Origin of the sequence: Zoogloea sp. 1C4, assembly GCF_009469605.1 — a bacterium.
Taxonomy (GTDB): Bacteria; Pseudomonadota; Gammaproteobacteria; order Burkholderiales; family Rhodocyclaceae; genus Zoogloea; species Zoogloea oryzae.
Genome location: NZ_SSXU01000006.1, coordinates 143,806 through 170,269 on the forward strand (window position 1 = coordinate 143,806; position 26,464 = coordinate 170,269).

Genomic DNA, 26,464 nt, shown 5'->3' on the forward strand with positions numbered 1-26,464 from the left:
GAGGGCGCGCCGGAGCCTAGAGCTTGAGCGCCTTCCAAGTCGTCGGACCGACTTCGCCGTCGGCGACGAGTCCTTGGTCGGCCTGGAAGCGTGCCACCGCATGGGCCGTCTGGGGCCCGTAGATGCCGTCCGCCGGCCCCACGGCGTAGCCAAGTACGTTTAGGCGTTCCTGGACCTGCGTGACCCGAGGCGCGCGCGTCAGCGGCTGGGTTAGGCGGATCACCTTGGCGGGTGGTGTGGGCGAAATGTCCTCGTCGCCGCGGTAGTAGCGGATGCCCGGAATCATCACCCCCACGTCCCAGCGCCGGCCGCTGGCCGTGCCACGGATCACGCCAGTCTTGCTGCTGTGGGCCTCGATCGTGCCGCCCGCGCCATCGGAAAAGGCGATGTGGCCGATGGCGCCGGGCAGCGGGTAGCGCAGCAGGATCGCGCCAGCGGTGACCAGCGCGTCGGCGACCGGCACCGTGATGCCGGCTGCTCTGGCCTGTTGCGCCCAGTAGCCGGTGTAGGCGTCGGCGTGGAGGGGGTCGTGACGGGGCTCGGTGCCGAACAGGATGCCCGCCCGCTGGTAAACGCACCACGATACGAACTCGGCGCAATCCCACGGCCCCTTCCAGCCGGCGTCGCTCATTGGCGCGCGGGCGCCGAGGATGTATTGCTCGCCTTCGTGCTTGAAGGCGAGTTCGAGAATGTCAGTGCCGGTGATCTCCTGACCGTCTTTCTGCAGGGCGACGGGTATTTCGATCGGACTGAGGGTACTGTTGATGTTCTTGGGCCAGCTCGGCTGGCTTGGAAAACCGGGTTGTTGCGGCCATCCGGCCTGGCTAGGCCAGCCTGCGCTGCTTTCGGCGGTGGCCAGCGTGGTTTTCTGTTTTTTCATGGCTCGCTCCTCAAGGGTGGATTGCTACTTTTGGGTGTCGGCAGGCTTCTTGTCGTCCTTGGCTTTGGCGGTTGCGCTGTCGGTCTTCAATTGCCGCTCAATGAGCGCCTCAAATCCGTCGGCTAGGTTGCGTGCGGCAAGGCCGGTCGAGAAGAAGCGGCTCAGGCCGTAGTCGATTGACTGCGTCTGGGTGGATGCGCTGAACTGACCAAAGACCGAGTACGCGTCCACTTCCCGCGAATCCTCCGGGTTTTCCATCGGCTTGCCATCGACTCCGTTGCTTGTAGTCGACTGCCCGTCGACGCCGGTCTGGTCACGCGCCGTGAGTCGCGCACTGCCACCGCTGGCGTTCCAGTCCATTGTCGGAATGATTGCGATGTCGCGACCCGAGTAGCCAATGGTGAAGTTCGGCCCCTGCTCGGATGTTGTCGTCTGAACGCTGATGCCGATCCCCACGGTCATGCTCTGGCCATAGACGAGGCGGCGGACATGGTGTTGTTCTGGAGGCTTTCCCAGGGCTGAGGGTGGCTGCGGTTTCTGGCCCTCGTTTGTGGCGTTGGTTTGCTTGTTGGCGGTGTGCTCGGTTGTTGAGGTGTTCTTGGGCTTTGCGGCCGGCGCAGGGGCTGAGTTGGCCGTTTCCTTCTTGTCACATTCGTCGTTGTCCGCCGGGACTGTGTTTGCCAAGCCCCTCCGATAGCCGTTGGCCAAGTGCGACGCCGCGATGCCGGTCGCGAAGAAGCGATCGAGCTTGACATGGCCTTTCTGGCTCTTTGCTGCAGTCGCGTCGGTGCTGCTCCCGCCGAGGAGCGCCCAGTCGCCCTTGCTGGTGAACTGGCCGAAGACAGAAAGCGCATCGCGCTTGTCGCTGCAGGTCTTGGACCATGCGGTGATCTCCTGAACCGATCCATCCGTCGTTACGGCCACCGGGACGATGGCGAGATTCTTGTCCTTGTATCCGAGCGTGAAATCGAAGCCCTGGGTGTCGGGCGTGGCGTTGACTGACATGCCGAAGGTTGTGGCACTGCCGAAGATCAGTGGCGTTCCCGATGAAGCGCAGGCGCATAGACCGAGAACGGGCAAGAGTGCGATCAGACGTGGGGCTGTGTTCATGATGTGTTTCCTCCTGTCAGTGGGTGTTGGGGCTCACGACACAGACCCCGTTGGTGGACGCTTGCAGACGTCTGGCTGCTTCGAGATGTTCGGCCTCGCTAACCCAGATCACCAGCCTGCATTCCGGCCCGAGGGAAGCCCAGCTCTGCCGCGTGATACCAGCGCTCCAGCCCATCGGTGTCGAGGTGATGCCCAAGCCTTGTATTTCGGCGACATGGCTCGTTGTAGGCCCGTCTACGACCACGCTCAAAACGCCCCACCGATGCTCAAGCCGGACTTCACCTGAAGGGGAGTCAATACGGACACTCGCACAGCCAGCGGTGATAAATGCGACGAGTAGGGGTAACACAAGCCTGTACATCCTGCGAGTCTCCCTCTAGCGGTTTGGAATTAGTGAGGTGTTTTGAATATAGATGTCGGATACGCTAATCGCATCCTAATTTTTTGAGGCACGTGGTTCCGGGTCTGCCGGGCTGGAGTCCTCTGCGAGTGAGGGCTTTTGATAGAATCGCGGCTTTCGTCTTCACCCGGATCTCCGCCATGGCTTCTACCGTCCGCACCCGCTTCGCCCCCAGCCCCACCGGCTACCTGCACATCGGGGGGGCGCGCACGGCGCTGTTCTCGTGGGCCTACGCCCGTCGTCACGGCGGCACCTTCATCCTGCGCATCGAGGACACCGACGTAGCCCGCTCCACGCCCGAAGCCGTCCAGGCCATCCTCGACGGCATGAGCTGGCTCGACCTGAACTGGGACGAAGGCCCGTTCTACCAGATGCAGCGGATGGACCGGTACAAGGAAGTCATCCAGCAGATGCTGGCCGCCGGCACCGCCTACCCCTGCTACATGCCGCCCGAAGAGCTCGACGCCCTGCGGGAGGCCCAGCGCGCCCGCGGCGAGAAGCCCCGTTACGACGGCCGCTGGCGTCCCGAGGCGGGCAAGGAGCTGCCCGAGCCGCCCGCCGGCGTGTCGCCCGTGATCCGCTTCAAGAACCCGACTGACGGTGTGGTCGCCTGGGACGATCTGGTGAAAGGCCGCATCGAGATCGGCAACGCCGAGATGGACGACCTCATCATCGCCCGCGCCGACGGCACGCCCACCTACAATTTCTGCGTGGTGGTGGACGACTGGGACATGGGCATCACCCAGGTCATCCGCGGCGACGATCACGTGAACAACACCCCGCGCCAGATCAACATCCTCAAGGCCCTGGGCGCCACTGTGCCCCAGTACGCCCACCTGTCGATGATCCTCGGCGACGACGGCCAGAAGCTCTCCAAGCGCCACGGCGCGGTGAGCGTCACCCAGTACGACGACGACGGCTACCTGCCCGAAGCCGTCATCAACTACCTGGCCCGCCTGGGCTGGAGCCACGGCGACGACGAGATCTTCTCCCGCGAGCAGCTGGTGGAATGGTTCGGCCTGGACCACATCACCCCGTCCGCCGCCCAGTTCAACACCGAAAAGCTCAAGTGGCTCAACGCCCACTACATCAAGCAGACCGACAACGCCCGGCTGGCCGCGGATGTGTCGCGCCGGCTCGCCCAGCGCGGTGTCGATCCGGAAACCGGCCCGGCGCTCGAGGCGCTGATCGCCCTGTACAAGGATCGCGTGTCCACCCTCGTCGAACTCGCCGACGCCGCCGAGCCCTTCTACATCGACCTGCACCCGGCGCCCGAGCTCATCGCCCAGCATCTCACCGACGCCGCCCGCACCGCGCTCGCCACCCTGCGCGGCAAGCTGGCCGACGTGGCCTGGGAGAAGGCGCTGCTGAGCGGCGCGATCAAGGAAACCTGCACCGCCCACGGCATGAAGATGCCCCAGGTGGCGATTCCGCTGCGTGTCGCGCTGCTGGGTCAGCCCCAGACGCCGTCCATCGACGCGGTGCTCGAAACCATGGGCCGCGAGCTGGTGCTGGCGCGGCTGGATCGGGTGCTGTAAGCCCGGCGTCGGCAGGCGTTCGACAAGTAAAAAGCGCGGCCCTCGGGTCGCGCTTTTTACTTCGGGCGGCCGCTTTGCGAGCTGGCCGGGGGAGGATCAGAAGTCCGTGCTGCGGCGGGGTTGCTCTGCGCCGGCGACGATCTGGCCGTTGCGCACCCGCACCGGGTCGCCCACGCGCCACACCGGCGCGCTCTGCTGCTCGATCACCCGGCGGGTGCCGTCTTCGAGCTTCACGGTGATCTGGTAGTGGCTGATTGTGCGGTAGCGGCGCTCGGCCTCGTTGCCGGCCAGGCCGCCCAGCACCGCACCGCCGATGCGGGCGATCTGCTTGCCGGAGCCTTCACCCACCTGATGGCCCAGCACGCCGCCGAGGATCGCCCCGCCGATCGCGCCGATGCCGCTGCCTTCACCCTTCTGCTGGATCGCCTCGATGTGCTCGATCACGCCACAGTCGCGGCAGACGGGGGGCGGCGCAGGAGGCGCATCCGCCACCCGGCGGCCGGCGTGTTCACCCGGCGGCGGTGCGTCGCGAGGTGCAGGCACTGCGTCGGCCGGCGGCGGATCGCCGATGACGGCGGCCTGGGCTGGCTTGGGATGGGGCTTGGGTTTAGGGGGCGCCGTCTTGGCCGGGGCGGGCGCGACGTGCTCTGCCTTGGCCGCGGGCGGCTCGGGCTTGGTCTCGACCACGGGCGCCGGCGCCGGAGCGGGCTCGGCGGCGGCGATGGGCGGGGGCGCCTCGATCGGCTTGATGGGCTGCGCCGGGGCGGTCGCCACGCTTTCGGGCGCGGCGGGCTTGCTGAAATCAGGCAGGACGCCCGCCAGCTTGGCGACGCCGGCCAGGCTGACGGCGGTGACGGATGCGGCGGCCACCCACAGCATCGGGTGCAGGCCGGGTTTGTTCGGGGTCGTGCTCATGGTGGGTTCTCCGTTCGAGTTCACAGCTTAACGCTGCAGCCCGGGGATGGCGCACCGCGGCAATGGCCGCTTACAAAATCATCCGGAATGACGCGGGGCCTATTCCTCGCTGCCGGCGCCAGGGCGCGGCGGCTTGAGCAGGTAGCGGGCCGGGTCCAGCGCATCGACGAGATCCCGCTCCAGGGGCAGCGGATCGCCATTGATCTGGCTGGCCAGCAGCTCGCCCACCAGACTTGCCCACACCAGCCCGCGGGCGCCAAAGCCGGTCGCGGCAAACAGCCCGGGCTGGCGGGGGATGTCGGCCAGTGGCGTGGTCCGTTCGGCGTTTGCCACCGCCGGCACCGCGCCGACCATCGGCAGGCGATCCGGAGAGGCGGGGCGGAAGCCCACCCGGCCGTCGAGGCTGGCCGGATCGAAGGGGGCGGAGAAGCCGGGCAGGATGAAGTCCAGCTTGGTGAGGTTCTCCCGGTGCTCGGCCTCACGCAGTTCGGTGCCATCGTCGTCGGCGATGAAGGTGGCGCCGGCGCAGCGGATGCCGTCCACCTCGGGGCTCACGTAGCCCAGCCGGCACACCACGACCTCCGGCGCGCTGCCGGGCGTGGCGGGCAGATGCGATACCTGGCCGCGGGCCGGCCGAACGGGCAGGCTGGCGGCTTCGGGGATGGCACGGATACCGACGCCGTTGGCGAGCACCATCACCGGCGCCCGGGCGATCTCGGCGCCGGATTCGTCGAGGGCGAGCCAGTCGTCGCCGCGCCGTTCGAGCCGGGCCAGACGGCGCCCGAACAGGGGGGTGATGCGGTCGCCGCCCGCCGCCAGATTGGCCGCGCACAGGGTCGGCGGCTGGATCCAGCCGCCCTGCGGGAACCACCAGCCACCCTGCGCCACCGGCCAGTTGGCGAGGCGCGAGGCCTCGTCCCGATCGGCGAAGCGCAGGTAGTCGGTGGGGTACTGGTGGGTGTCGACGACGGCCTGCATCTTGGCGGCCTGCTTGTCGTCGCGGGCCAGATGGAGCACGCCGGTGGGCGCCCAGCGCACCGGGTGGCCGGCCTCGGCGAGGCGGGCGAGGTGATGCCGGCCGTACAGGAATCCGGCCCGGGTGATGCGGGCGAGGCGGTTGTCGTCGAGGCTGGGCAGGGGGCGGAACACGCCGGCCCGGTTGCCCGAGGCGCCCTGTCCGGGGCCGTCGGCTTCGTCGATCACGGTGATCTGCCATCTGCGGGCGGCGAGGCGTTCGGCTACCGATGTTCCGGCGACTCCGGCACCGATCACCAGCGCCCGGCGGGGCTGAATCATGTCGGCGGCGGGGGCATCCGCGCGGTGGCCGGTGAGCATCTCGCGCTTGCCGCCAAAGCCCGGGCGCCGCTCCAGCGCGAAGCCGGCGGTCTCAAGACCACGGCGGACATTGCCGCTAACCGACCAGGTTGCCAGCGTGGCTCCCGATGCGGCCAGTCGGGCGAGCTGGGCAAACACGGTCGGCGACCACAGGTCTGGATTGCGCGCGGGTGAGAAGCCGTCGAGAAAGAAGGCGTCGGCTGCCGCGTGCAACTGGGGCAGCGCGTCGACGGCATCGCCAAAAATGAGCGTCAGCACGACCCGTCCGCCGTCCAGATGCAGCCGGTGTACGCCCGGCGTTAGCGCCGGCCAGTGGCGGTGCAGTTCGCCGGCCAGCGGGGCGAGTTCGGGCCAGGCAGCGTGCAGGCGTGCCAGGTCGTCGGCGCAGAAGGGGTGCTTCTCCACCGAAACGAAATGGAGCTGCGCGCAATGCGCCGGATCGCTGCGCCAGGCGTCCCAGGTGGCGAGGAAGTTCAGGCCGAGGCCAAAGCCCGTCTCGATGATGGTGAAGCGCTCGCGCCCGATCCAGCGCAAAGGAAGCCTGTTGCCATCCAGGAAGACCTGTCGCGCCTGCCCGAGTCCGCCCGAGGTGGTGTGATAGACGTCGTCATAGGTGGGCGAGTAAGGTGTGTTGTCGTCGGTCAGGACGATCCGGGCGGGGACGATGGGGTGAAACATGAGCAGTCTTTGGGGAGGAGGGTCGGGCGGCGGGTACGCTTTTGGTGCGCCGCAGCAGGCTGGTTCGTGATAAATTTGACAGGTTTTTGCAAGGCTGCATGCGGCCGGCCATCAGTGCCGGAGGAATCTGGAACTCGGGGGCTCTGGCGTTGGTTGTTTGTGCTTGCTTCGGTGGGTTGAGCGTTCGGACGTTGCGCGAAAGGATGCCGGCATGACCCGGCCCGACGTGGCCATCCTGATGGGCACCTACGAGGGGCCGGAATTCTTCGGGCGCCAACTCGAATCCATTATTGCCCAGACCGTCACCGGCTGGAAACTCTGGATTTCCGACGATTCCTCCTCGACTGTCATGCGCGATGCGCTCTGTGATTACGCGGGAGCGCTTTCCGGGCGCGTGCAGTGCGATGCGGGGCCGAAGGGTGGGTTCGTGGCGAACTTCCTGCACTTGGCGTGCCGTGCCGATATCGACGCGCGTTACTTCGCCTTCGCCGATCAGGACGACATCTGGGATGCGGACAAGCTCGAGCGTGCCCTGGCTTGGCTCGAAACCGTGCCGGAGTCGGTGCCCGCGCTTTACTGCGGGCGGGTCCGGCTGGTGGATCGGGATGGCCGCGAGCTGGGTCTGTCGCCGCTGTTTGCAAGGCCGCCGGCCTTCCGCAATGCCCTTGTGCAGAGCATTGCGGGGGGCAACACGATGGTCTTCAATGCGGCCGCGCGGCGCCTTCTGATGAAGGCCGGCGCCGACGTGAATGTGGCAGTGCACGATTGGTGGATCTACCTCGTCGTCTCGGGGTGTGGCGGTGTGGTCAGGTATGATGCCTGCCCATCACTGTCTTACCGTCAGCATGAAGGCAATGTCATCGGTGGCAATTTCACCTGGGGTGCCATGGCGAGCCGGATGCTCCGGGCACTGGGCGGTGGGCAGCAGAAATGGCACGACGGCAACCTGCGGGCGCTGGCGAGGCTGTCCGATAGCCTCACGCCCGACAGTCGGGCTTGCCTGGCGGCATTCGAGGGGGGGCGCGGCCGGTGGCTGGTGCCGCGTGTGGCTGGGTTTTTGCGCGCGGGCGTGTATCGCCAGACATGGCGCGGAAGCCTCAGCCTGTTTGCGCTGGCACTGCTGGGGCGGCTCTGAGCGCCGTACGAATTGAAGGGACGCGCGGCCTGATGCGGGCTGCTGCGATACAAGAAAGAAAACGGATTCTTGCTGTGGGTTTGATTTTGGTAAATAGCGCGTTGTCGGGAAGCGCTGCGGAGGCGTGCTGCTGATGCGGGCTTTCTCGATCAGTCCGGGCGAGTTGATCGCCTCCGTGGTCCGAAACCGGGCCCTCATTGCCGCGCTGGTGAAGCGGGAAGTCATCGGCCGTTATCGGGGCTCGATGCTCGGCATCCTGTGGTCCTTCTTCAATCCGGTGTTCATGCTGGCGGTGTACACCTTCGTCTTCAGCGTGGTGTTCAAGGCGCGCTGGGGGGCGGGCAGCGACTCGAAGACCGAGTTCGCGCTGGTGCTGTTCACCGGGATGCTGGTGTTCGGCCTGTTCTCCGAGTGCGTGACGCGCGCGCCGGGTCTGATCCTCGCCAATGCCAATTACGTCAAGAAGGTGATCTTTCCGCTGGAGATCTTGCCGTGGGTGGCGTTGGGCTCATCGGTCTTTCACATGCTCATCAGCCTCGGCGTGTGGCTGCTGTTCTACGTGCCGCTGTTCGGGGTGCCTGGCATCACGGCGCTGCTGTTTCCCGTGGTGCTGCTGCCGTTGGTGCTGCTCACGCTGGGCCTGTCGTGGTTCCTCGCCTCGCTGGGGGTGTACCTGCGTGACGTGTCGCAGCTGATCGGCATCCTCACCACCGCGCTGATGTTCCTGTCGCCGATCTTCTTTCCGGTCACCGCCCTGCCCGAGGAGTTCCGTCCGCTGCTCAACCTCAATCCGCTCACGCCGGCCATCGAGAGTGCCCGGGATGTGCTGATCTGGGGGCGCGAGCCCGATTGGGCGCTGCTCGGCGCCAGCCTGACGGCGAGCACGCTGGTGGCGTGGCTGGGTTTTGCGTGGTTCCAGAAGACGCGGAAGGGGTTCGCCGATGTCATCTAGATCCGTCGTCCTGACCCTCGACGACGTGGGCAAGTGCTACCAGACCTACGCCAATCCGCGGGACCGCCTCAAGCAGTTCATCCTGCCCCAGGCCCATCGCCTGCTGGGCCTGCACCCGAAGCACTACGCCCACGACTTCTGGGCCCTGCGCCACATCTCGCTGGAGCTTGAAAAGGGCGAGTCGGTGGGCATCGTCGGCAAGAACGGCAGCGGCAAGAGCACCTTGCTCCAGATCGTCACCGGCGTGCTGTCGCCCACGGAAGGGCGGGTCGAGACTCGCGGGCGGATCGCCGCGCTGCTTGAGCTCGGCTCCGGCTTCAACCACGAGTTCACCGGCCGCGAGAACGTCTTCCTCAACGGCGCCCTGCTGGGTTTCAGCCAGGCCGAGATCGAGGCCCGCTTCGACGACATCGCCGGCTTTGCCGACATCGGGGAGTTCATCGACCAGCCGGTCAAGACTTACTCCAGCGGGATGTTCGTGCGTCTCGCCTTTGCGGTGCAGGTGCAGCTGGAGCCGGACATCCTGATCGTCGACGAAGCCCTTGCGGTGGGCGACGCGCTGTTCCAGAAGCGCTGCTACCAGCGGCTCGAACGCTTCCTGTCGAGTGGTGGCACGCTGCTGTTCGTCTCCCACGACCAGGAAGTGGTGCGCACCCTCACGTCCCGTTCGGTGCTGCTCGATGGCGGCCATTGCCGGGCCATCGGGCCGTCGTCCGAGATCGTCCTCGAATATCGCCGGCGCCTCCACGAAGAGGAAGTCCGCTACGCCAGCACCCACAAGCCGCCGCCCGAAGCGCCGGCCGAATCCGCCGATGCCGTGGCGCCGGTGCCCGAGGTGGTGGAGGACAAATCCTCCTTTGGCGATTTCGACGCCTACATCAAGCGTGTGGATGTCTTCGTGAACGGCAGCCCTTCGCTTGGCACCGTGCACCCCGACGACGAGATCCGGGTCAGCGTCACCTATCACTTCGTGAAGCCCCAGACCCGCCTGTCCTTCGGCATCCGCCTGCGCAACCGCGAGGGCGTCAAGGTGTATTCCGGTGGCACCTTCGCGGCTGATCTCAATGCCGCCCAGGGCAACCCGGGTTACGAGGGCGTGTGGCACAAGCAGTTCGAGGCGGGCGAGGTGTTCGTCGTGGACATGAGCTTCCGCTGCCTGCTGGGCGAAGGTTTTTACGAGGTGCAGGCCTACGTCTGCGAGGAAGAGATGTTCATGCCCGGCTACCAGCGCATGCTGCACTGGAAGGACGAAGCAGCCTTCTTCAACGTGGCGATGGACCGACTGAAGCGCTGGTATGGCGGTGTCTGCGACATCCAGCTCAACTACGCGTTTTCCAAGTAGATGATGACTGCCGATTACCTTGATTCGCTGGGCGAAGCGGTCTTCAACGCGCTGGGCGTGTGCCGCGTCGGGCTGGCGGGCGATGCTGCTGCGCTCGCCGGACGCCTCGCCGCCCGCGGCATGGCCTGCCCGAGCGACGGCCCGCGGGATGCGTGGGTGATCGTCACCACGCTCGATGAGCTGGTCCGTGGCGAGGTGATCCCCGCCGATGCCGGCACCCATCCGGCCTTCGTGGTGTGTCGCGATGCCGCCACCGACGGCGCCGCGCCACTGCGGGCACGGGTCGAGGCGGCGATGATCGGCCATGGCTACATCAAGCACCCGGCCACCACCGAACTCTTCGGCTACGCCCGGCTCGACGCCAGCAACACCGAATGTTGGGCACTGTTCGATTTCCGGCCGCCGGTGTTTGCCGACGGCGACACGCCCGACCGCGCGAAGCGCGAGCGTGACCTGCACAGCGACATGCTCCGCGAAGCCGGCGTGCGCTCTGACGCCCACGTGGTGCGCTACCAGCTGGCGGCAACACTGGTCCGTCCGGGCGACACCGTGCTCGACGCCGCCTGCGGCCTCGGCTACGGCAGCCACGTGCTGGCCAGCCTGTCGCCGGCGGCGCGGATCACCGGCATCGATCTCTCCGACTGGGCCGTGGATTTCGCCCGGCGCAACTACGCCAGTGATCGCGTCGACTTCCGCTGCGGCTCGCTGCCCGAAGCGCTGGACGAGGTGGCGGACGCCTCCGTCGATTTCGTGGTGTCCCTCGAAACGCTGGAGCACGTGACCGACCCGCAAGCCCTGCTGGCGGCCTTCGACCGCGTGCTCAAGCCCGGTGGGCGGATCTTCGTCAGCGTGCCCAACGACTGGGCCGACGAGACGGGTGAAGACCCGAACCCCCATCACCTGCACGTGTACGACTGGGCGCGGGTGCGTGACGAGCTCGCCGCGCACTTCGTGGTCGAATCCGCCTGGAGCCTCACCGCCAGCGGCTGCAAGACCGGCGCTGACCGCGTCTGGCGCCCCCAGCCCCGCAAGCTCGACGCCGTCGGGCTGGATGCCGCTGCCGCCACCGAAGGCGAATGGTGGCTGGTGTGCGCCAGCAAGTCGCCCCTGGCCGACACTCCGCGGCCCTACGACGCAAGCATCCACGCCGGCTTCGAAGGCAAGACTCACCTCGTCGATTTTGCCGAGCACTACGACCGCCCGTGGCTGGTCCACGCGATGGTCGAGCTGCCCTGGCGCATCCGCGACAAATCCGCGCTGCTGGCCCTCGCGCAGGCCGTGGTGGCCGGCGCCCGCGCTGGCTCCGCCGATCTGGGCGCCGGGCTCACTGTCACCGGCTGGCGGATTCTCGAAGACGCCGGCCCGGCAGGCGCGGCTGCCGACGCCTGGCTCGCCCGGGTCGGTGCCTATCTCGACGCCGGCCACGCCGACGCCAACCCCCACGTGCGTCGCTGGTGCGTGTCGCTGGATTACCTGCGCGCGCGCTTCCTCGAAGCCCGAGGCGATGCGGCCGGCGCCGATGCCGCCTATCAGGCGGTAGTGGACGCCGACGTGCTGCACATCACGCCCACTCTTGGTACCAAGCAGGCCGACGCCGCCCTGCGCGCCGGTGTGCTGGCCTTCCGCGAAGGGCGCGCCGACCAGGCCGTGGCCCGCTGGCAGGCCGGGCTCGATGCCGCCTTCCGCTGCCTGCAGGCCGATGCGCTGGAGTTTGTCGGCAACCGCAGCAAGCCCTTCATTTTTGCGATGAACGATCTCGTCGAGATCGCCGACGGCGCCACCCGCCTGGGCAACGCCATCCGCGCGGTGACCAGCCACCGGCCGGACGAGCGGATGACCGTTGCACGTCTGCTTGGCGGGGTCACCCAGCGCTCCCTGCGCAGCGCCCTGGGCGAGCTCCAGGCCCGCGTCAGTCAGCTCTCGGCCGATCTCGACCGTCACGGCGAGGCCCTCGCCACGGCCCAGTCGCTGGCAGAGGCGCGGGGCGCTCAGGTCGAACATCTGCAGGCCGCCCTCGACGACGCCCAGGCGCTGGCCCGTCAGCGCGGTGGCGACCAGCACGAACTGATCGCCCGGCTCGATCAGACCCAGGCGGCGCTCGAAGAGATCCAGAACCTCGCCCGGTTGCGGGCCGACGAGATCGCCGATCTGACGGGCCGCCTGGATCGCACCCAGGCGGCGCTGGAAGAAGCCCAGGCGCTGGCGGCCGCCCGCAACGCCGAAACCGCTGCCGTTGCGGCGCGGCTGGATCAGACCCAGGCAGCCCTCGAGGATGCCCAGCGGCTTGCCGCAACCCGCGTCGATGAGACCGCCGCGCTGTCGACCCGGCTCGATCAGACCCAGGCAGCGCTGGAGGAAACCCAGCGGCTCGCCGTGGAGCGTGCCGCCGAGGCCCAGAAACTGCAGGCGGCCGTCGAGTTCCTGCAAGGCCTCGTGGCCGAGCGGGACGCAACGATCCGCACCCTCGAGGCCGCAATCACCGAGCGGGACGCGAGCATCGGCCGCCTGGATGTTGCAGCCGCAGAGCGGGACATGCGTCTTGCCGATCAGGCTGCGCACATCGACGCGCTCACGGCGGCTGTTGCCGCCGCCGACGAGGAAACCCGCGTCTGGCAGGGCCGACACGCCGAAGTGGTCAACTCCCGCGTCTGGCGCGCCGCTTCCGCGCTCGGCCTGACGCCCAAACCTTCCGGTGGGCGCTGAGCGCGGCCCGACCGATCACCCCATTCAATTCTTCAAGAGTCGCAAAATGTCCCAAGTCTGGATGAACCTTCCGCTGACACCGACCAACGACCTCGTCAAGGACGAGGCGTCGGGCACCTGGACGTCGGTCGGTGACGATCCCCAGCTTTACGTGGATCTCGAAGCCAATGGCCAGGGCGGCCTGCAGGGCTGGGTGCACATCGAGCTTGAACTCGAGTTCATCGAGAACGCCCGCCGGCCCCAGCTGTTCTGGGACGACGGTTCGGGCTTCAGCGAGAGCAAGACCTGCCTGATGCCGCTGCCCGTGGGCGGGCGCAGCAGCCTGTTCCTGTTCTTCCACTACCCGCTACGCGCGCTGCGGGTCGATCCGACCAACTGCGAGGCGAAGTTCCGTCTTGGCGCCCTCAAGCTGCGGCGCACCTCGCGGGTGGCGGCCGCTGCCTCGGCGGCGCGGCCTTACGTGCGCCGGGCGATCAAGAACCCGGGCCTGTACTGGCGCTTCGGCCGCGACGTGGCCGAACTGTGGCGCCTGAAGGGCTCGCACTCGGTGCGCCTGGCGGTGCAGGAGCTCATCTCCACCCAGAGCGGCGCCCAGATGCGCCAGTACGTGGGCACCCAGCTGGCCTTCGCCCGTCAGGGCATCGGCCGCAGCAAGTCCGAAGGGCGCAGCGGCGGCGGGGCGGTGAGCTTCGGCCACGGCCGGATGAAGAGCGCCGGCAAGAGCGAACGCATGCACATCGGCATCGGCCTCGTCGAGCACTTCGGCGACATCGTGGCCTGCGAGCCGGTGGTGCGTCACCTGCGCAAGCAGTACCCGGATGCCGAGATCTCGTGGGTCGTGCGCGACATCTTCCGCGAGCTGATCGACAACCATCCCGAGATCGACAACACCATCGCCGTCGACTGCCTGACCGACTGGATCAAGTGGCGCTCCCACGGGGCGTTCGACAAGATCGTCGACCTGCATGTGAACGGCCGCATCTGCCAGAGCTGCCGGATTCCCCTCAACAAGACCGAGGGTGATCTCACCATCACCGGCGACACCCATTTTGTTCACGGCAACCTGCTGCAGGCCATGACCAAGGGCGCCGGCCTCGAGGTGCCCGACGACGCGCCGCGCATCTACATCCCGGAGGTGGCCCGCACCACCGTCGACGGCCTGGGCCTGCCCGAGCGTTACGTGGTCTTCCACACCAAGTCGAACGCCGACGAGAAGGACTGGAACTTCGCCAACTGGAAGCGCCTCGCCCTCGAAGTCATCGAGATGGGCTACGACGTGGTCGAGATCGGCCTGTCGCCGAACATCCACGACGTGCCCAAGGGCTACCACAATTTCTGCGGCCGCACGACGCTGCTGGAGGCCGCCGAGATCATCCGCCGCGCCGCGCTGTTCGTCGGCGTCGAGAGCGGCCCCGGCCACTTCGCCAACGCGGTGGGCACCCGCTCGGTGATCCTCATCGGCCAGCTCCAGCGCTTCAAGACCTACAACCCCTACAGCGGCGATTTCGGCAAGGAAAAGAACATCATCTTCGCCCGCAACTCCGATGGCCCAGCCGCTGCGCTGGGCTACGAGCCGGTGCGCGACGCGGTGGTGAAGGGGCTGGGCGAGGGCGCCGCTGCGCCCGTCGCGTCCGTCTCGGTGGTTGACCCTGTTAAGCCGACGGCGAGCCAGGATGTCGATCCGCGCCTGATCGCCTTCTACCTGCCCCAGTACCACCCGATCCCCGAGAACGACCACGCCTGGGGCAAGGGCTTCACCGAGTGGCGCAACGTGGGCAAGTCCGGTGCCTTCTACGAAGGCCAGTACCAGCCGCGCCTGCCGGGCGAGCTCGGCTACTACGACCTGCGCCTGCCGGAAGTCATGGAGCACCAGGCCGAGCTGGCCAAGGCCCACGGCATCCATGGCTTCTGCTACTACTACTACTGGTTCAACGGCCGGCGCCTGCTCAACAAGCCCCTCGACCAGATGCTGCGCAGCCGCAAGCCGGACATGCCCTTCTGCTTCTGCTGGGCCAACGAAAACTGGACCCGCCGCTGGGACGGCATGTCGAAGGAGATCATCGTCCCGCAGAACCACTGCCCGGAAGACGACCTCGCCTTCATCCGCAACCTCTTCCCGGCCTTCGAAGACCCGCGCTACATCCGCGTCGACGGCAAGCCGCTGTTGATCGTCTATCGCACCGATCTGTTCCCCGATCCGGCGATGACCGCCGAGCTGTGGCGCAACGAAGCCCGCAAGGCCGGCTTCGGCGATCTGTACCTGCTGCGCTGCGAGAGCAACGACCCCTTCACCACGCCGGACTCCATCGGCTTCGACGCCTCCTACGAGGTGCCGACCTTCATCCTGCCGGACGAGCTCAAGCTCGACGACCTGGGCCCGCTCAAGGTGTCGCCGGATTTCGTCGGCCGCATCTTCGACTATCGCAAGATCGTCGATTACTACTGCAACCGCCCGCCGGTTCCGTACAAGCGCTACCGCGACCCGATGCTGGCCTGGGACAACACCCCGCGCCACGGCAACCGCGCCACGATCTACCACAACGTGACGCCGGAGCTCTACGAGCGCTGGATGCGCGACTGCTATGAAGATGCCCGCCGCAAGTTTGTCGGCGAGGAGCGGCTGGTGTTCGTGAACGCCTGGAACGAGTGGGCCGAAGGTTCGTATCTGGAACCCGACCTGAAGTTTGGCCGGGCCTATCTGGAGGCGACTGCCCGAGCGGTGGGCCATCCTCTGGGCCGCTGAGCGGCGAGGACGCCATTTTCCCCGTTCGAGGTTTCCCGCCACGGCCCCCAGCCGGACGTGGCGGGGTCGCCTGAAGGCACTGCAGAGACAGGATCGGCCATGTTCTATTCCATCAACTTCCTCCGGTTCATCGCCAGCGTGGGCGTGGTGATCCACCACGCCCTCGGCTTTACGGGCACCCAGATCAGCGTGGGTGCGGCCGGCGTGGATGTGTTCTTCATCATCAGCGGGATCGTCATCGGTTTCTCCACCGGAGAAAAGACGACCCCCTATGCGTTCTTCGCCAAGCGTTTCATCCGGGTTCTGCCCTTGTACTGGCTGGCGACCTTTGCCTACCTGGGCTTCAAGTTCCTCGAGTGGAACGACCTGCCCCAGTCCGAGACATTCTGGCGCTCAATGCTGCTGTGGCCGGATTTCGGGACCGGCTGGCACCCGATCTACTACCCGGGTTGGACGCTGGGCTATGAGCTGTTCTTCTATCTGGTCTTTGGCACGATCTTCACCTTTGCCCGAAAGAACGCCGCCGCCCTCTGTGCGCTGGTGATGTGCTGCGTGTCGCTGGTGCTGATCCCGGTGCCGGGCAAGACGGGTGTCCATTTCGATAGCCGTCTGTGCTTCGAGTTCGTGTTTGGTCTGATCTTTGCCCACCTGTTCCTGAAGCGCCGGATGGTCATCGATCCGAAGCTCGGGACGGCCAGCGCCGTGGCGGCGCTCGTCATCTTCAGCCTCAACTACACCTCGAACGGGATCGACCGCGTGCTTGCCTGGGGCGTGCCGAGCCTGCTGCTCGTGATCGGTCTGTTCGCCCACGAGCGCTCGCCTTTCTTCCGTCGTCGTTTTGCCGTGATCCTGGGGGACGCCAGCTACTCCGTCTATCTCGTGCATATCACTGTCATCGAGTTCATCCTCGAGACGCTCAAGCGTAACGACGTCTCCGCTGAGGCGATCAAGGCACAGTGGCCGCTCACGCTGTTGGTGCTGGTGGGGGCGTCGGTGGCTGTCGGCGTGATGGTTCACCGATTCGTGGAACAGCCTCTTCTCGAATACCTGCGCCGCGTGCTGCTCGGCGGTGAGCGGTTGAAGACGCCGGTTGCCGATGTCGAGGCCGTCCTGCCGGTGGCGGAGGCGCCCGCGGACGTGCTCCCCGAGCCTGCTCCGTCGCCGGTCGTGCCGGCTGTTGCCGCGCCCAAGCCAGAGCCCGTTGCCGCACCGCCGCGCGTCCGCAAGCCGGTGGTTGTCGATGAGCGTCGTCTGCCGCTCCGGCTCGACTGGAAGCCGCTCGCGCTGCCCGTCCTGCTGGTCGGGGTCTTCCTGGCGTGGGTCATCTCCCGCGCCTTCGACTGGCCTCAGGCGGACGATTTCCTCCTCGTTGACTGGTTTCGTCGGCTCTTCATCACCGGCGAACTGGGCATTGGTGACGTGCTGACGCTCAAGAACGGACCGCACCCGGTCGGCTTCCAGGCCCTCGTCACGGTGCTGCTCTTCAAGGTCTTCGGGGTCAGCTTCAACCTGCTGGTGGGGCTCAACCTGCTCATCGCGGCCGCCTGCGGGCTGCTCCTCTCGGCCCTCGTGCTGTCCGACAGCAACAGCCGTCTCGTGAGATGGGTTGCGCCCGTCTTGCTGATGGTCGTCTTCCTGCATCCGATCCAGATGAACCACCTGGTGTGGCCTTTCGAGCTCGGGTTGTTCATGGTCAGCCTGGCCCTGGTGGCGAACGTGGCGCTGGTGGAATTCCGTGGTGTCCGGGCGGTTCCGTGGGTCGCCGCGGTGTGCCTGCTGGGCACGATGTCCACCGGACAAGGCGGTTTCCTGTGGGTGCTGGCCGGCCTGCACTTCCTGCTCTTCGGCGGCCCCGGGCGTTATGGCCGGGCCGGCGGCTTCCTGATGGCATTCGCGGTGGTTTCGGCCTACCTGACGTCCAGCACCGGTGAAGTGAGCGGGCTGATGAACGATGGGGTAGGCGGCTTGATCCTTTACTTCGCGCAGCTGTTCGGTGGCGTCTTCGGTGTGCGCGGCACGCGCAGCACCTGGGTGCTCGGCGCGCTGGTGCTGGCTGTCGCCCTTGGCCTGGCAGTGGCCGCCATCGTTCGTCGGCAGGCAGCCCGGCCGATCGAGCGGGCGGGCGTGGTGCTGGTGGCAGGCGCCTTGCTGATGGCGGTCGGTTTCACGCTGGCGCGCTACAAGTTCGGCATCGTGTGGGCGCTCGACCGTTTCCACGCAGCGCCGCTGCTGGTGCCGGTGCTGGCGGGCATCGTGCTGCTCGCGTCCCGCTATTTCGAGACGGGCGCATCCCTCGCGGCGCGCGGCCTTGCCTTGTTCGCCCAGACCGGTGTCGTGGCAAGCGTGGTGATGGCGGTTCCGTACGCCACGGGGCGTTTCAACGAGCAGATCACCGCCCGGGGCTTCGGCATGGCCGTGGCGTGTGATCAGCAGGACGACCCTTACCTTGAAACCTCGGCCAGCGGCCTGGCCGACTGGAGCTTCTTCCTGCTGACCAAGAACCGTGACGTCCTGGCGCCCCTGTGTACCGACCGGCTGCCGGTCGACGCCCGTGCGTTGCTGAAGCTGCCGGACGACTTCGCTGGCTGGATCAGCCGCGAGCCGGCCACCGCCGACGGCCTGACCGCCCTGTGGCGGATCTACCAGACCCACGGCGACCTGCAGCGGGCTTTCCCGCCGAGCCAGCCGGACGTGGGCAAGAACCTGCTCATGTTTGCACGCAACAACGCGCTGACTGGCAGCCAGTACGAGAAGGACATCCTTGGGCCCCATGCAGACCTTTACGTCCGGCTGCACGACGCCAAGTGATGGTGCTGATGAATGAACCGGCAGGCTTCCACCGGGCAAATCGTGGTGAGGTGAATTGATGACTGAAAACAACCTGGCTGTGACCGCTTATCCCGGTCGTGCACAATGGGTCGGCGCTGGCGCCGTTGTCGGGCTGGCCTTCCTGCTGTGCCTGTACTTCGTGCTGGCCTTCGGGGTGAATGTTCCGTTCTGGGATGAATGGGAGCTGCTGGCTCGCTTCCGCGAGATCTACGCCGGACGGATGAACTGGTGGGATCTCGCCCTCAGCAAGCACAACGAGCACCTCATCGGCTTCGCCTTCCTGGTGGGCAGCCTGCAACTGCTGCTGAGCGGTTTCGATTCAAAGCTGCAGCTGGTGTCGGGCGTGCTGATCCAGGCCCTGGCCTTCGGCATCATGGCCGCCGCGCTGTGGCGCAGCGTGCCGGAAGACCGCCGGCCGCTGTGGCTGGCCCTGTCGTCGCTGATCTGGTTCTCCCTGTCCCAGCACAAGAACCTGCTGTGGGGGTTTCAGACCGCGTGGTTCCTGGTCACCCTGCTGCTGGCGATCACCCTGGCGTGCCTGCATCGGGCCAAGAACCTTGAAGGCCGTGCCGGCGCCGGGCAGTGGGTGGCCCTGGCGGCGGCCAGTGCGCTGCTGGCGAGCTTCACGTCCACCCAGGGGGTGATCGTGTGGCTGGCGGCAGCGGTGTATCTGCTGGTGCGCGAGAGCTATCAGCTCGGCGCCTTCTTCCGCAGCCGCATCAGCCGTCTGTGGATGGTGGCGGCGGTGCTGGCCGGTGGCGCCTTCGTGTCCGTCTGGCTGCTCAAGGGCGGCGGCGGTGCGGGCGGCGGCGGTGAATTCTCGATGCGTGCCTTCGGCTACATCTTCGTGGGCATCCACGGCGCCTTCCTGGGCGATGTGGGCGTGCTGGGCGTGGCTGGCTTCGGGGCGGTGATGCTGGTCTTCGTGGGCCTCGCCCTCATCAAGGCGCTGGCCGCCCAGGACAAGGCGGGCTACGCGCTGCCGGTGGCGCTGATCGTCTTCGGGCTGGTGTTCGTGCTGCTGGTGGCCATCGGCCGCGCCAAGTTCGGCACTGGCGCAGCCCGCGATCCCCACTACACCGCCTATTCGCTGATGACCTTCTTCGGCGCGCTGACGATCTTCCTGCGCCGGGACGCCGCCGTGGCGGGCCGGGGCCTGATCGGGCTCGGTGCCGCGCTGTTCCCGGCGATGGTCGTGGTGGCCACCTTCGCATCCACCTACGACGCCGTGCTCAAGGGCATCGACTGGCGGCGCAGCCAGGGCCTGTCGGCCGCGACGCTGCTTAAGTTCCGTGATGCGCCGGACTTCGTCCTCGCCAGCCTGCTGTTCGGTGACGCGGGGCTGGTCCGCAGGAATGCCGAGTTTCTCGAATCGAACCGCCTCGGCGTGTTTGGTGATCCTCACGCGGTGCCCGAGGCGGTCAAGCCTTACGTCGACATGCCGCCGACGCTCCTGGCGTGGCAGGAGCGCTATCCGGATCGAAAGGCGGCCATCGTCCGAGTCTGGTGGGTGTATCAGATCGGCAACGACCTGCGCCGGGCTTTTGACCCGATGGCGGGCGATTTCGCCGAGCGCCTGATGGGGTGGTCCTACGGCGCATCGCGGGATGGCGACCACTACCTGAGTGCCCACCTCAAGGATTTCGCGGCGGACTTCGAGGCCATGCACAAGGCCGAGGATGCGCGGAAGTCTGTAAAATAATGACGCTATGGTCGGTTCCGCTGATGCGGAACTCCGGCATGTATGCAATTCGAAAGGATAGGGGTGCAGACCTGTTCAAAATTTGAGCCGCGCAACTGCCGGGTGCTGGTGGTTGGCGACGTGATGCTGGACCGCTACTGGTTTGGCGAGGTGAACCGGATTTCCCCCGAGGCGCCGGTGCCCATCGTGAAGGTGGGGCGCACCGAGGAGCGTCTTGGCGGGGCGGCCAACGTGGCGCGCAATGCGGCGGCCCTGGGCGCGCAGACCACCCTGCTGTCGGTGATCGGCTGCGACGAGGCGGGGTCGATCCTCCGTCGGCTGCTCGTCGAAGGCGGCATCGAGGCGTCCCTCAAGGAAGACCAGGAGTTCGACACCATCGTCAAGCTGCGGGTCATTGGCCGGCAACAGCAGCTCTTGCGCATCGATTTCGAGACCACGCCGTCCCACGAGATCCTCCAGGCCAAGCTCGCCGAGTTTGCCCAGCGGGTGGCCGAGAGCGATGTGGTGATTTTGTCCGACTACGGCAAGGGCGGCCTCGCCCACATCGGCGAGATGATCCGCATCGCCCGCGCCGCCGGCAAGCCGGTGCTGGTCGACCCGAAGGGCGGCGACTACAGCAAGTACGCCGGCGCGACCGTCATCACCCCCAACCGCGCCGAACTGCGCGAGGTGGTTGGCGACTGGTCGTCCGAGGCGGAACTCGTCGCCAAGTCGCACAAGCTGCGTGCCGAGCTGGGCATTGATGCGCTGCTGCTCACCCGCAGCGAGGAGGGCATGACGCTCTTCACCGCCGATCAGGTGGTCAGCCACAAGGCTGAGGCGCGGGAGGTGTTCGACGTCTCCGGCGCCGGCGATACGGTGATCGCCACCCTCGGCGCCATGCTGGGGTCGGGCGCAGACTGGGCAGAAGCCATCCGGGTGGCAAACGTCGCGGCGGGCATCGTCGTCGGCAAACTGGGAACGGCCGTCGTCTCGCGGGAAGAACTCGCGGCGGCCCTGTAAGGGAACAACATGCATATCGTGGTTACCGGCGCAGCCGGCTTCATCGGCGCCAACATCGTCAAGGCCCTCAACGAGCGCGGGCTGACGAAGATCATCGCCGTGGACAACCTCTCCAAGGCCGACAAGTTCAAGAACCTCATCGACTGCGACATCGTCGACTACCTGGACAAGCAGGATTTCCTCGCCCGCCTCAAGGCCGGCGAGTTCGACGGCAAGGTCTCGGCGATCTTCCATGAGGGCGCGTGCTCCGACACCATGGAGACCGACGGGCGCTACATGATGGAGAACAACTACCGGTACTCCCTCGCGCTGCTCGACTGGTGCCAGGCCCAGGGCGCGCAGTTCCTGTATGCCTCCAGTGCCGCCACCTACGGCGCCAGCACGGTGTTCAAGGAGGAGCGCCAGTACGAAGGCCCGCTCAACGTCTATGGCTACTCGAAGTTCCTGTTCGACCAGATCGTGCGCCAGCGTCTGGCGGCCGGGGCCACCTCGCAGATCGTCGGCTTCCGCTACTTCAACGTCTATGGCCCGCGGGAATCCCACAAGGGCCGCATGGCGTCGGTGGCCTTCCACAACTTCAACCAGTTCCGCGCCGAAGGCAAGGTGAAGCTCTTCGAGGGTTCCCACGGCTATCCGGACGGCGGCCAGATGCGCGACTTCGTGTTCGTCGGCGACGTGGCCAAGGTCAACCTGTTCTTCTTCGACAACCCGGGCAAGTCGGGCATCTTCAACCTGGGCTCGGGCCGCGCCCAGAGCTTCAATGATGTGGCCGTGGCGGCCGCCAATGGCTGCCGCCGTGCCGCCGGCGAGGCACCTCTGTCGCTGGTCGAGCTGCGGGAGCAGGGCGTGCTCGAATACGTCGCCTTCCCCGAAGCCCTCAAGGGCAAATACCAGGCCTTCACCCAGGCCGACCTCACCCGTCTGCGGGCCGCCGGTTACGAGGCGCCGATGACCACCGTCGAAGACGGTGTGGCGCAGTACGTGGATTGGCTTGGCGCCCGAAATGCCTGAGGCCGCTAGCAACATGGGAGCCATGGAATCAGTGGTGATGGCCAGCCTGCGCGAGGCGCGGCAGGCCCTGGACGCAATGCTCGACAACCCGGCCGTGGTGGCCGCGGTGGCCCGGGCCGGCTCGGCGCTGGCCAAGGCGCTGGACGCTGGCGGGCGGGTGTATTCGTGCGGTAACGGCGGCTCGATGTGCGACGCGATGCACTTCGCCGAAGAGCTCTCCGGCCGCTACCGGCAGGATCGCCCGGCCCTCGGTGCCGCGGCGATCAGCGATGTGGGCCACCTGACCTGCGTCGGCAACGACTACGGCTACGACCGGGTCTTCGCCCGCTACGTCGAGGGCCACGGTCGCGCCGGCGATTTCCTGCTCGCCATCAGCACCAGCGGCTCGAGCCCTTCCGTGCTCAACGCCGTGGCGGCCGCGCGGGCCCGGGGCATGCAGGTGATCGGCCTGCACGGCCGGCCGGGTTCGCCCCTCGCCCAGATTTGCGACTTCGACATCTGCACGCCCGCTGGCGCGTTTGCCGACCGGGTCCAGGAGTGTCACATCAAGGTGATACACATCCTGATCGAGATCGTCGAGCGCCAGCTTTTTCCCCGGAACTACGCGTGACGGCGCCCGGCGCCGCACCGGTATGGAGAGCCGTACATTTGAATTGCCTGCTGGATTTCGAGGGGATGCGATGAGCGACGACGCGAACATCCCCCTCTGCGTCGACCTCGACGGCACGCTGCTCGACTCCGACCTGCTGGTCGAAGCCGGGCTGGCCTTCGTCCGCGCCAATCCGCTGCGGGCGCTGGCGCCGGTGGGCTGGCTGGCGTCGGGGGGCAAGATCGGGCTGAAGGCGCGCATCGCCAGTGAAGTGGACCTCGACGTCACCTGCCTGCCCTACAACAAGGCGGTGCTGGCGGTCATCGAGGCGGAGAAGGCCAAGGGGCGGCAGGTTGTCCTCGCCACCGCCAGCCACATCAGCTACGCCCGGCGCATCGCCGAGCACCTGCAGATCTTCGACCGGGTGCTGGGCACCGAAGATGTAAACCTCTCGTCCCGCCGCAAGGCCGAGCGCCTGATCGCCGACTATGGCGACAAGGGCTTCGACTACATGGGCAACTCGTCGGTCGATCTGCCGGTCTGGAAGCATTCGCGCAAGGCCTGGGTGGTCAATGCCTCGAAGGCGGTGGTGCGGCTGGCCGAAGGGCAGGGCAATGTCGAGCGGGTGATCGACACCCGCGGCAATGTGCTCCTCACCTGGGCCAAGGCGCTGCGCTTCCACCAGTGGATGAAGAACCTGCTGGTCTTCGCGCCGCTGCTGGCCGCCCATCAGGTCGGCCACCTCGATCTGGTGCTGCGGGGCATCCTCACCTTTTTCGTGTTTGGCCTGTGCGCGTCCAGCGTGTATGTGCTGAACGATCTGCTCGACCTGCCCGACGACCGTCATCACCCCACCAAGCGCAACCGGCCCTTCGCCGCCGGGAAGCTGTCGGTGTTTGCCGGGCTGGCGGTGGCGCCGCTGTTGCTGATTGCCGCCTTTGGCGGTGCGCTGTGGCTGCTGCCCTGGAAATTCACCGCCACCCTGGCCTGCTACTACGTGCTCACCCTGGCGTATTCGCTGGTGCTCAAGCGCGTGATGATGGTCGATGTGATCGCCCTCGGCATGCTCTACACCATCCGCATCGTCGGCGGCGCCTTTGCCTTCGGGCTCGATCTGACCTTCTGGATTTTGGCCTTCTCGATGTTCATCTTCCTGAGCCTGGCGCTGGTCAAGCGCTACGCCGAGCTGGTGGATGCCCGCAAGAAGGGCAAGGAGGCCAAGGCCCGCGGGCGCGGCTACTACCCGTCCGATCTCGAGATGCTGTCGTCCCTCGGCGCCGCATCCGGCTACCTGTCGGTGATGGTGCTGGCCCTGTACATCCAGGATGCGCACACCATTTCCTTGTACCGCCACCCTGAGCTCATCTGGCTCTCCTGCCCGCTGCTGCTGTTCTGGGTGTCGCGTACCTGGATGCTCACCCACCGGGGCGAGATGCACGACGACCCGGTGGTCTTCGCGATCAAGGACAAGGTGAGCCTGGTGGTTGGCGTGCTGTTCGGCGTGATCTTCTGGATGGCCCGATGAGCATCGGCAAGCTGAGCTCCTGGGGCCGCTACCCGCGCTTCCCGCAGACCGGCCACGGCATCGGCTGGCGGTCCGAGCTGCCGGGCGAGCTTGCCCGCGTCTCGGCCGAGCACGGCACGCTGCTACCCTTCGGCAACGGCCGCAGCTACGGCGACAGCTGCCTCGCGACGAGCGATCAGGTGCTCCATCTGCGCCCCCTCGACCGCTTCATCAGCACCGACTGGCAGACCGGCATCATCCGCGCCGAAGCCGGGGTGACGCTCGACGAAGTGCTGCGGCTGGCGATTCCCCGCGGCTGGTTTTTGTCGGTCACGCCTGGCACCAAGTTCGCCACCCTCGGCGGCGCCGTCGCCAACGACGTGCACGGCAAGAACCACCACGTGCGCGGCAGCTTCGGCTGCCACGTACGGCGCTTCGGGCTGGTGCGCTCGGATCGCGGCCGGCTTGAGGTCGCGCCCGGCGATGCCGACGGCCTCTTCGCCGCCACCATCGGCGGGCTCGGGCTCACCGGCATCATCGACTGGGTCGAGCTGCAGCTCATGCCCATCAAGAGCAGCCTCGTCGATGTGGTGAACATCCGCTTCGACTCGCTGGACGAGTTCTTCGCCCTCTCGCGGGAGCTCGACGGCCAGCACGAATACGCCGTGGCCTGGATCGACTGCGCCGCCCGTGGCGCGTCGGCAGGGCGGGGCATCTACATGGTCGGCGACCACGCGCCGGAAGGCGGGCTCGCCTACGACGACAAGCCCAAACTGAGCGTGCCGCTGGTGCCGCCCATCTCGGCGATCAACTCGGTGTCGCTGCGGGTCTTCAACCACTTTTACTACAACGCCGCCAAGCCCGGCCGGCACCCGGGGCGGGTGGGCTACGAGCCGTATTTCTACCCCCTCGACCGCATCCTCCACTGGAACCGCATCTACGGCCCCAAGGGCTTTCAGCAGTACCAGTGCGTGATCCCGGAATCCGCCGGCGGCGCAGCCATCGGCGACATGCTGGACGCCATCGCCGCGGCCCACAGCGGCTCCTTTCTGGCGGTGCTCAAGCGCTTCGGCGACGTGGCCTCGCCGGGTCTGTTGTCCTTCCCCGAGGCCGGCGCCACGCTGGCCCTGGATTTCCCCGAGCACGGCGACGCCACCGCGAAGCTCTTCGCCAACCTCGACGCCATCGTGCGCGCCGCCGGCGGACGCATCTACCCGGCCAAGGACGCCCACATGGGCGGCGAGTTCTTCCGCGCCTGCTACCCCCAATGGACACAGCTCGAAGCCCTGCGCGATCCGGCCCTGTGCTCCCGTTTCTGGAAACGAGTCACCCAAGCATGAAAAACATCCTGATCGTCGGCGCCACGTCCGCCATTGCCGCTGCCTGCGCCCGGCGCTGGTGCGAGGGCGGGGCGCGCTTCTACCTCGTCGGCCGCAGCGCCGACAAGCTCCGCCAGGTGGCGGATGATCTTTCCGCCCGCGGCGCCGAAGTGCACACCTGCGAGCTCGACCTGAACTTCCTCGAAAGCCACGCCAGCCTCGTGCGCGAAGCCTTCGCCTGGCTCGGCCGGGTCGATGTGGTGCTCGTCGCCCACGGCACCCTGCCGGACCAGAAAGCCTGCGAGCAGGACGCCGAGCTGGCGATCCGCGAATTCACCAGCAACGGCCTGTCGGTCATCAGCCTGCTCACCCATCTGGCCAACCCGATGGAAGCCCAGGGCTCAGGCAGCATCGGCGTGATCTCGTCGGTGGCGGGCGACCGCGGCCGGCCGTCCAACTATCTGTATGGCTCCGCCAAGAGCGCCGTCACCGCGTTTTGTGGTGGCCTGCGAGCGAGGCTGTTCAAGGCCGGCGTCAATCTCACCACCATCAAGCCGGGCTTCGTGGATACGCCGATGACCCGTGGCCTGCCGCTCCCGGCGCCCCTGGTGGCGACGCCCGAGCAGGTGGCCGCCGACATCGCCAAGGCCATGGACGCCGGCAAGGGCGTGCTCTACACCCGCTGGTTCTGGCGCTACATCATGCTCATCATCATCCACATCCCGGATCGCATCTTCCGCAAGATGAGCATGTGACGCGCGCCGGCCCGTCATCCCG

The 26,464-nt window shown here is 67.0% G+C and carries 18 protein-coding genes; 14 read left to right on the forward strand and 4 right to left on the reverse strand.

The genetic code is table 11. The features are described 5' to 3' along the window. Positions 1-16: 16 nt before the first annotated feature. Both GH681_RS23645 and GH681_RS09555 read right to left on the reverse strand, forming a co-directional pair. Positions 17-880: a peptidoglycan-binding protein gene (locus GH681_RS23645; protein WP_228111851.1), complete on the reverse strand. Its 864-nt coding sequence runs from the start codon at positions 878-880 to the stop codon at positions 17-19. 24 nt (positions 881-904) lie between these two features. Continuing rightward, positions 905-1,990 (reverse strand): hypothetical protein, encoded by a 1,086-nt coding sequence (locus tag GH681_RS09555; RefSeq protein ID WP_153161246.1) that lies wholly within the window; start codon positions 1,988-1,990, stop codon positions 905-907. A 540-nt stretch (positions 1,991-2,530) separates the two neighbouring features. Here GH681_RS09555 and gltX point away from each other — a divergent pair. Then, positions 2,531-3,928, forward strand: a complete 1,398-nt coding sequence (gltX, locus tag GH681_RS09560; RefSeq protein WP_153161247.1) for a glutamate--tRNA ligase — start codon at positions 2,531-2,533, stop codon at positions 3,926-3,928. A 96-nt stretch (positions 3,929-4,024) separates the two neighbouring features. Here gltX and GH681_RS24045 read toward each other — a convergent pair whose 3' ends face one another. Together GH681_RS24045 and mnmC are read right to left on the reverse strand one after the other, a co-directional pair. Continuing rightward, positions 4,025-4,843, reverse strand: coding sequence for a glycine zipper 2TM domain-containing protein (locus tag GH681_RS24045; protein WP_153161248.1), 819 nt, complete (start codon positions 4,841-4,843; stop codon positions 4,025-4,027). 99 nt (positions 4,844-4,942) lie between these two features. Beyond that, on the reverse strand, positions 4,943-6,856 hold the full coding sequence (gene mnmC / locus GH681_RS09570) for a bifunctional tRNA (5-methylaminomethyl-2-thiouridine)(34)-methyltransferase MnmD/FAD-dependent 5-carboxymethylaminomethyl-2-thiouridine(34) oxidoreductase MnmC (RefSeq protein ID WP_153161249.1): 1,914 nt from the start codon (positions 6,854-6,856) through the stop codon (positions 4,943-4,945). 211 nt (positions 6,857-7,067) lie between these two features. Between mnmC and GH681_RS09575 the strand changes: the two genes are divergently transcribed. The 13 genes from GH681_RS09575 to GH681_RS09635 all read left to right on the forward strand — a co-directional run bounded on the left by GH681_RS09575 (position 7,068) and on the right by GH681_RS09635 (position 26,442). Next, complete coding sequence (locus GH681_RS09575; protein ID WP_153161250.1) at positions 7,068-7,991, forward strand: glycosyltransferase family 2 protein; 924 nt, start codon at positions 7,068-7,070, stop codon at positions 7,989-7,991. 133 nt (positions 7,992-8,124) lie between these two features. Beyond that, positions 8,125-8,943, forward strand: coding sequence for an ABC transporter permease (locus tag GH681_RS09580; protein ID WP_153161251.1), 819 nt, complete (start codon positions 8,125-8,127; stop codon positions 8,941-8,943). Next, complete coding sequence (locus GH681_RS09585) at positions 8,933-10,285, forward strand: ABC transporter ATP-binding protein (protein WP_153161252.1); 1,353 nt, start codon at positions 8,933-8,935, stop codon at positions 10,283-10,285. The genes GH681_RS09580 and GH681_RS09585 overlap by 11 nt, the downstream gene beginning before the upstream one ends. Before the next feature lie 3 nt (positions 10,286-10,288). Continuing rightward, positions 10,289-12,988, forward strand: a complete 2,700-nt coding sequence (locus GH681_RS09590) for a class I SAM-dependent methyltransferase (protein WP_153161253.1) — start codon at positions 10,289-10,291, stop codon at positions 12,986-12,988. 46 nt (positions 12,989-13,034) lie between these two features. Continuing rightward, positions 13,035-15,731, forward strand: a complete 2,697-nt coding sequence (locus tag GH681_RS09595) for a glycoside hydrolase family 99-like domain-containing protein (RefSeq protein ID WP_153161254.1) — start codon at positions 13,035-13,037, stop codon at positions 15,729-15,731. A gap of 99 nt (positions 15,732-15,830) precedes the next feature. Further along, on the forward strand, positions 15,831-18,539 hold the full coding sequence (locus GH681_RS09600) for an acyltransferase family protein (RefSeq protein WP_153161255.1): 2,709 nt from the start codon (positions 15,831-15,833) through the stop codon (positions 18,537-18,539). A 58-nt stretch (positions 18,540-18,597) separates the two neighbouring features. Continuing rightward, entirely contained in the window at positions 18,598-20,262 is a 1,665-nt protein-coding gene (locus GH681_RS09605) for a hypothetical protein (RefSeq protein WP_153161256.1), read from the forward strand. A 63-nt stretch (positions 20,263-20,325) separates the two neighbouring features. Beyond that, positions 20,326-21,264: a D-glycero-beta-D-manno-heptose-7-phosphate kinase gene (gene rfaE1 / locus GH681_RS09610; RefSeq protein WP_228111852.1), complete on the forward strand. Its 939-nt coding sequence runs from the start codon at positions 20,326-20,328 to the stop codon at positions 21,262-21,264. Positions 21,265-21,273: 9 nt separating this feature from the next. Further along, entirely contained in the window at positions 21,274-22,275 is a 1,002-nt protein-coding gene (gene rfaD, locus GH681_RS09615) for an ADP-glyceromanno-heptose 6-epimerase (RefSeq protein ID WP_153161258.1), read from the forward strand. Continuing rightward, the gene (locus tag GH681_RS09620) at positions 22,268-22,885 is read left to right on the forward strand and encodes an SIS domain-containing protein (RefSeq protein ID WP_228111853.1); all 618 of its coding nucleotides are present in this window, start codon (positions 22,268-22,270) and stop codon (positions 22,883-22,885) included. The genes rfaD and GH681_RS09620 overlap by 8 nt, the downstream gene beginning before the upstream one ends. A gap of 70 nt (positions 22,886-22,955) precedes the next feature. After that, positions 22,956-24,389: a UbiA family prenyltransferase gene (locus tag GH681_RS09625; protein ID WP_153161259.1), complete on the forward strand. Its 1,434-nt coding sequence runs from the start codon at positions 22,956-22,958 to the stop codon at positions 24,387-24,389. Further along, the gene (locus tag GH681_RS09630; RefSeq protein ID WP_194271194.1) at positions 24,386-25,708 is read left to right on the forward strand and encodes an FAD-binding oxidoreductase; all 1,323 of its coding nucleotides are present in this window, start codon (positions 24,386-24,388) and stop codon (positions 25,706-25,708) included. The genes GH681_RS09625 and GH681_RS09630 overlap by 4 nt, the downstream gene beginning before the upstream one ends. After that, on the forward strand, positions 25,705-26,442 hold the full coding sequence (locus tag GH681_RS09635; RefSeq protein ID WP_153161260.1) for an SDR family oxidoreductase: 738 nt from the start codon (positions 25,705-25,707) through the stop codon (positions 26,440-26,442). Before GH681_RS09630 ends, GH681_RS09635 begins: the two co-directional genes overlap by 4 nt. Positions 26,443-26,464 lie beyond the last annotated feature (22 nt).

Coding starts and splice junctions, on each gene's coding strand:
- GH681_RS23645 (WP_228111851.1), bottom strand. CDS start 880: ATGAAAAAACAGAAAACCACGCTGGCCACCGCCGAAAGCAGCGCAGGC.
- GH681_RS09555 (WP_153161246.1), bottom strand. CDS start 1,990: ATGAACACAGCCCCACGTCTGATCGCACTCTTGCCCGTTCTCGGTCTA.
- gltX (WP_153161247.1), top strand. CDS start 2,531: ATGGCTTCTACCGTCCGCACCCGCTTCGCCCCCAGCCCCACCGGCTAC.
- GH681_RS24045 (WP_153161248.1), bottom strand. CDS start 4,843: ATGAGCACGACCCCGAACAAACCCGGCCTGCACCCGATGCTGTGGGTG.
- mnmC (WP_153161249.1), bottom strand. CDS start 6,856: ATGTTTCACCCCATCGTCCCCGCCCGGATCGTCCTGACCGACGACAAC.
- GH681_RS09575 (WP_153161250.1), top strand. CDS start 7,068: ATGACCCGGCCCGACGTGGCCATCCTGATGGGCACCTACGAGGGGCCG.
- GH681_RS09580 (WP_153161251.1), top strand. CDS start 8,125: ATGCGGGCTTTCTCGATCAGTCCGGGCGAGTTGATCGCCTCCGTGGTC.
- GH681_RS09585 (WP_153161252.1), top strand. CDS start 8,933: ATGTCATCTAGATCCGTCGTCCTGACCCTCGACGACGTGGGCAAGTGC.
- GH681_RS09590 (WP_153161253.1), top strand. CDS start 10,289: ATGACTGCCGATTACCTTGATTCGCTGGGCGAAGCGGTCTTCAACGCG.
- GH681_RS09595 (WP_153161254.1), top strand. CDS start 13,035: ATGTCCCAAGTCTGGATGAACCTTCCGCTGACACCGACCAACGACCTC.
- GH681_RS09600 (WP_153161255.1), top strand. CDS start 15,831: ATGTTCTATTCCATCAACTTCCTCCGGTTCATCGCCAGCGTGGGCGTG.
- GH681_RS09605 (WP_153161256.1), top strand. CDS start 18,598: ATGACTGAAAACAACCTGGCTGTGACCGCTTATCCCGGTCGTGCACAA.
- rfaD (WP_153161258.1), top strand. CDS start 21,274: ATGCATATCGTGGTTACCGGCGCAGCCGGCTTCATCGGCGCCAACATC.
- GH681_RS09620 (WP_228111853.1), top strand. CDS start 22,268: ATGCCTGAGGCCGCTAGCAACATGGGAGCCATGGAATCAGTGGTGATG.
- GH681_RS09625 (WP_153161259.1), top strand. CDS start 22,956: ATGAGCGACGACGCGAACATCCCCCTCTGCGTCGACCTCGACGGCACG.
- GH681_RS09630 (WP_194271194.1), top strand. CDS start 24,386: ATGAGCATCGGCAAGCTGAGCTCCTGGGGCCGCTACCCGCGCTTCCCG.
- GH681_RS09635 (WP_153161260.1), top strand. CDS start 25,705: ATGAAAAACATCCTGATCGTCGGCGCCACGTCCGCCATTGCCGCTGCC.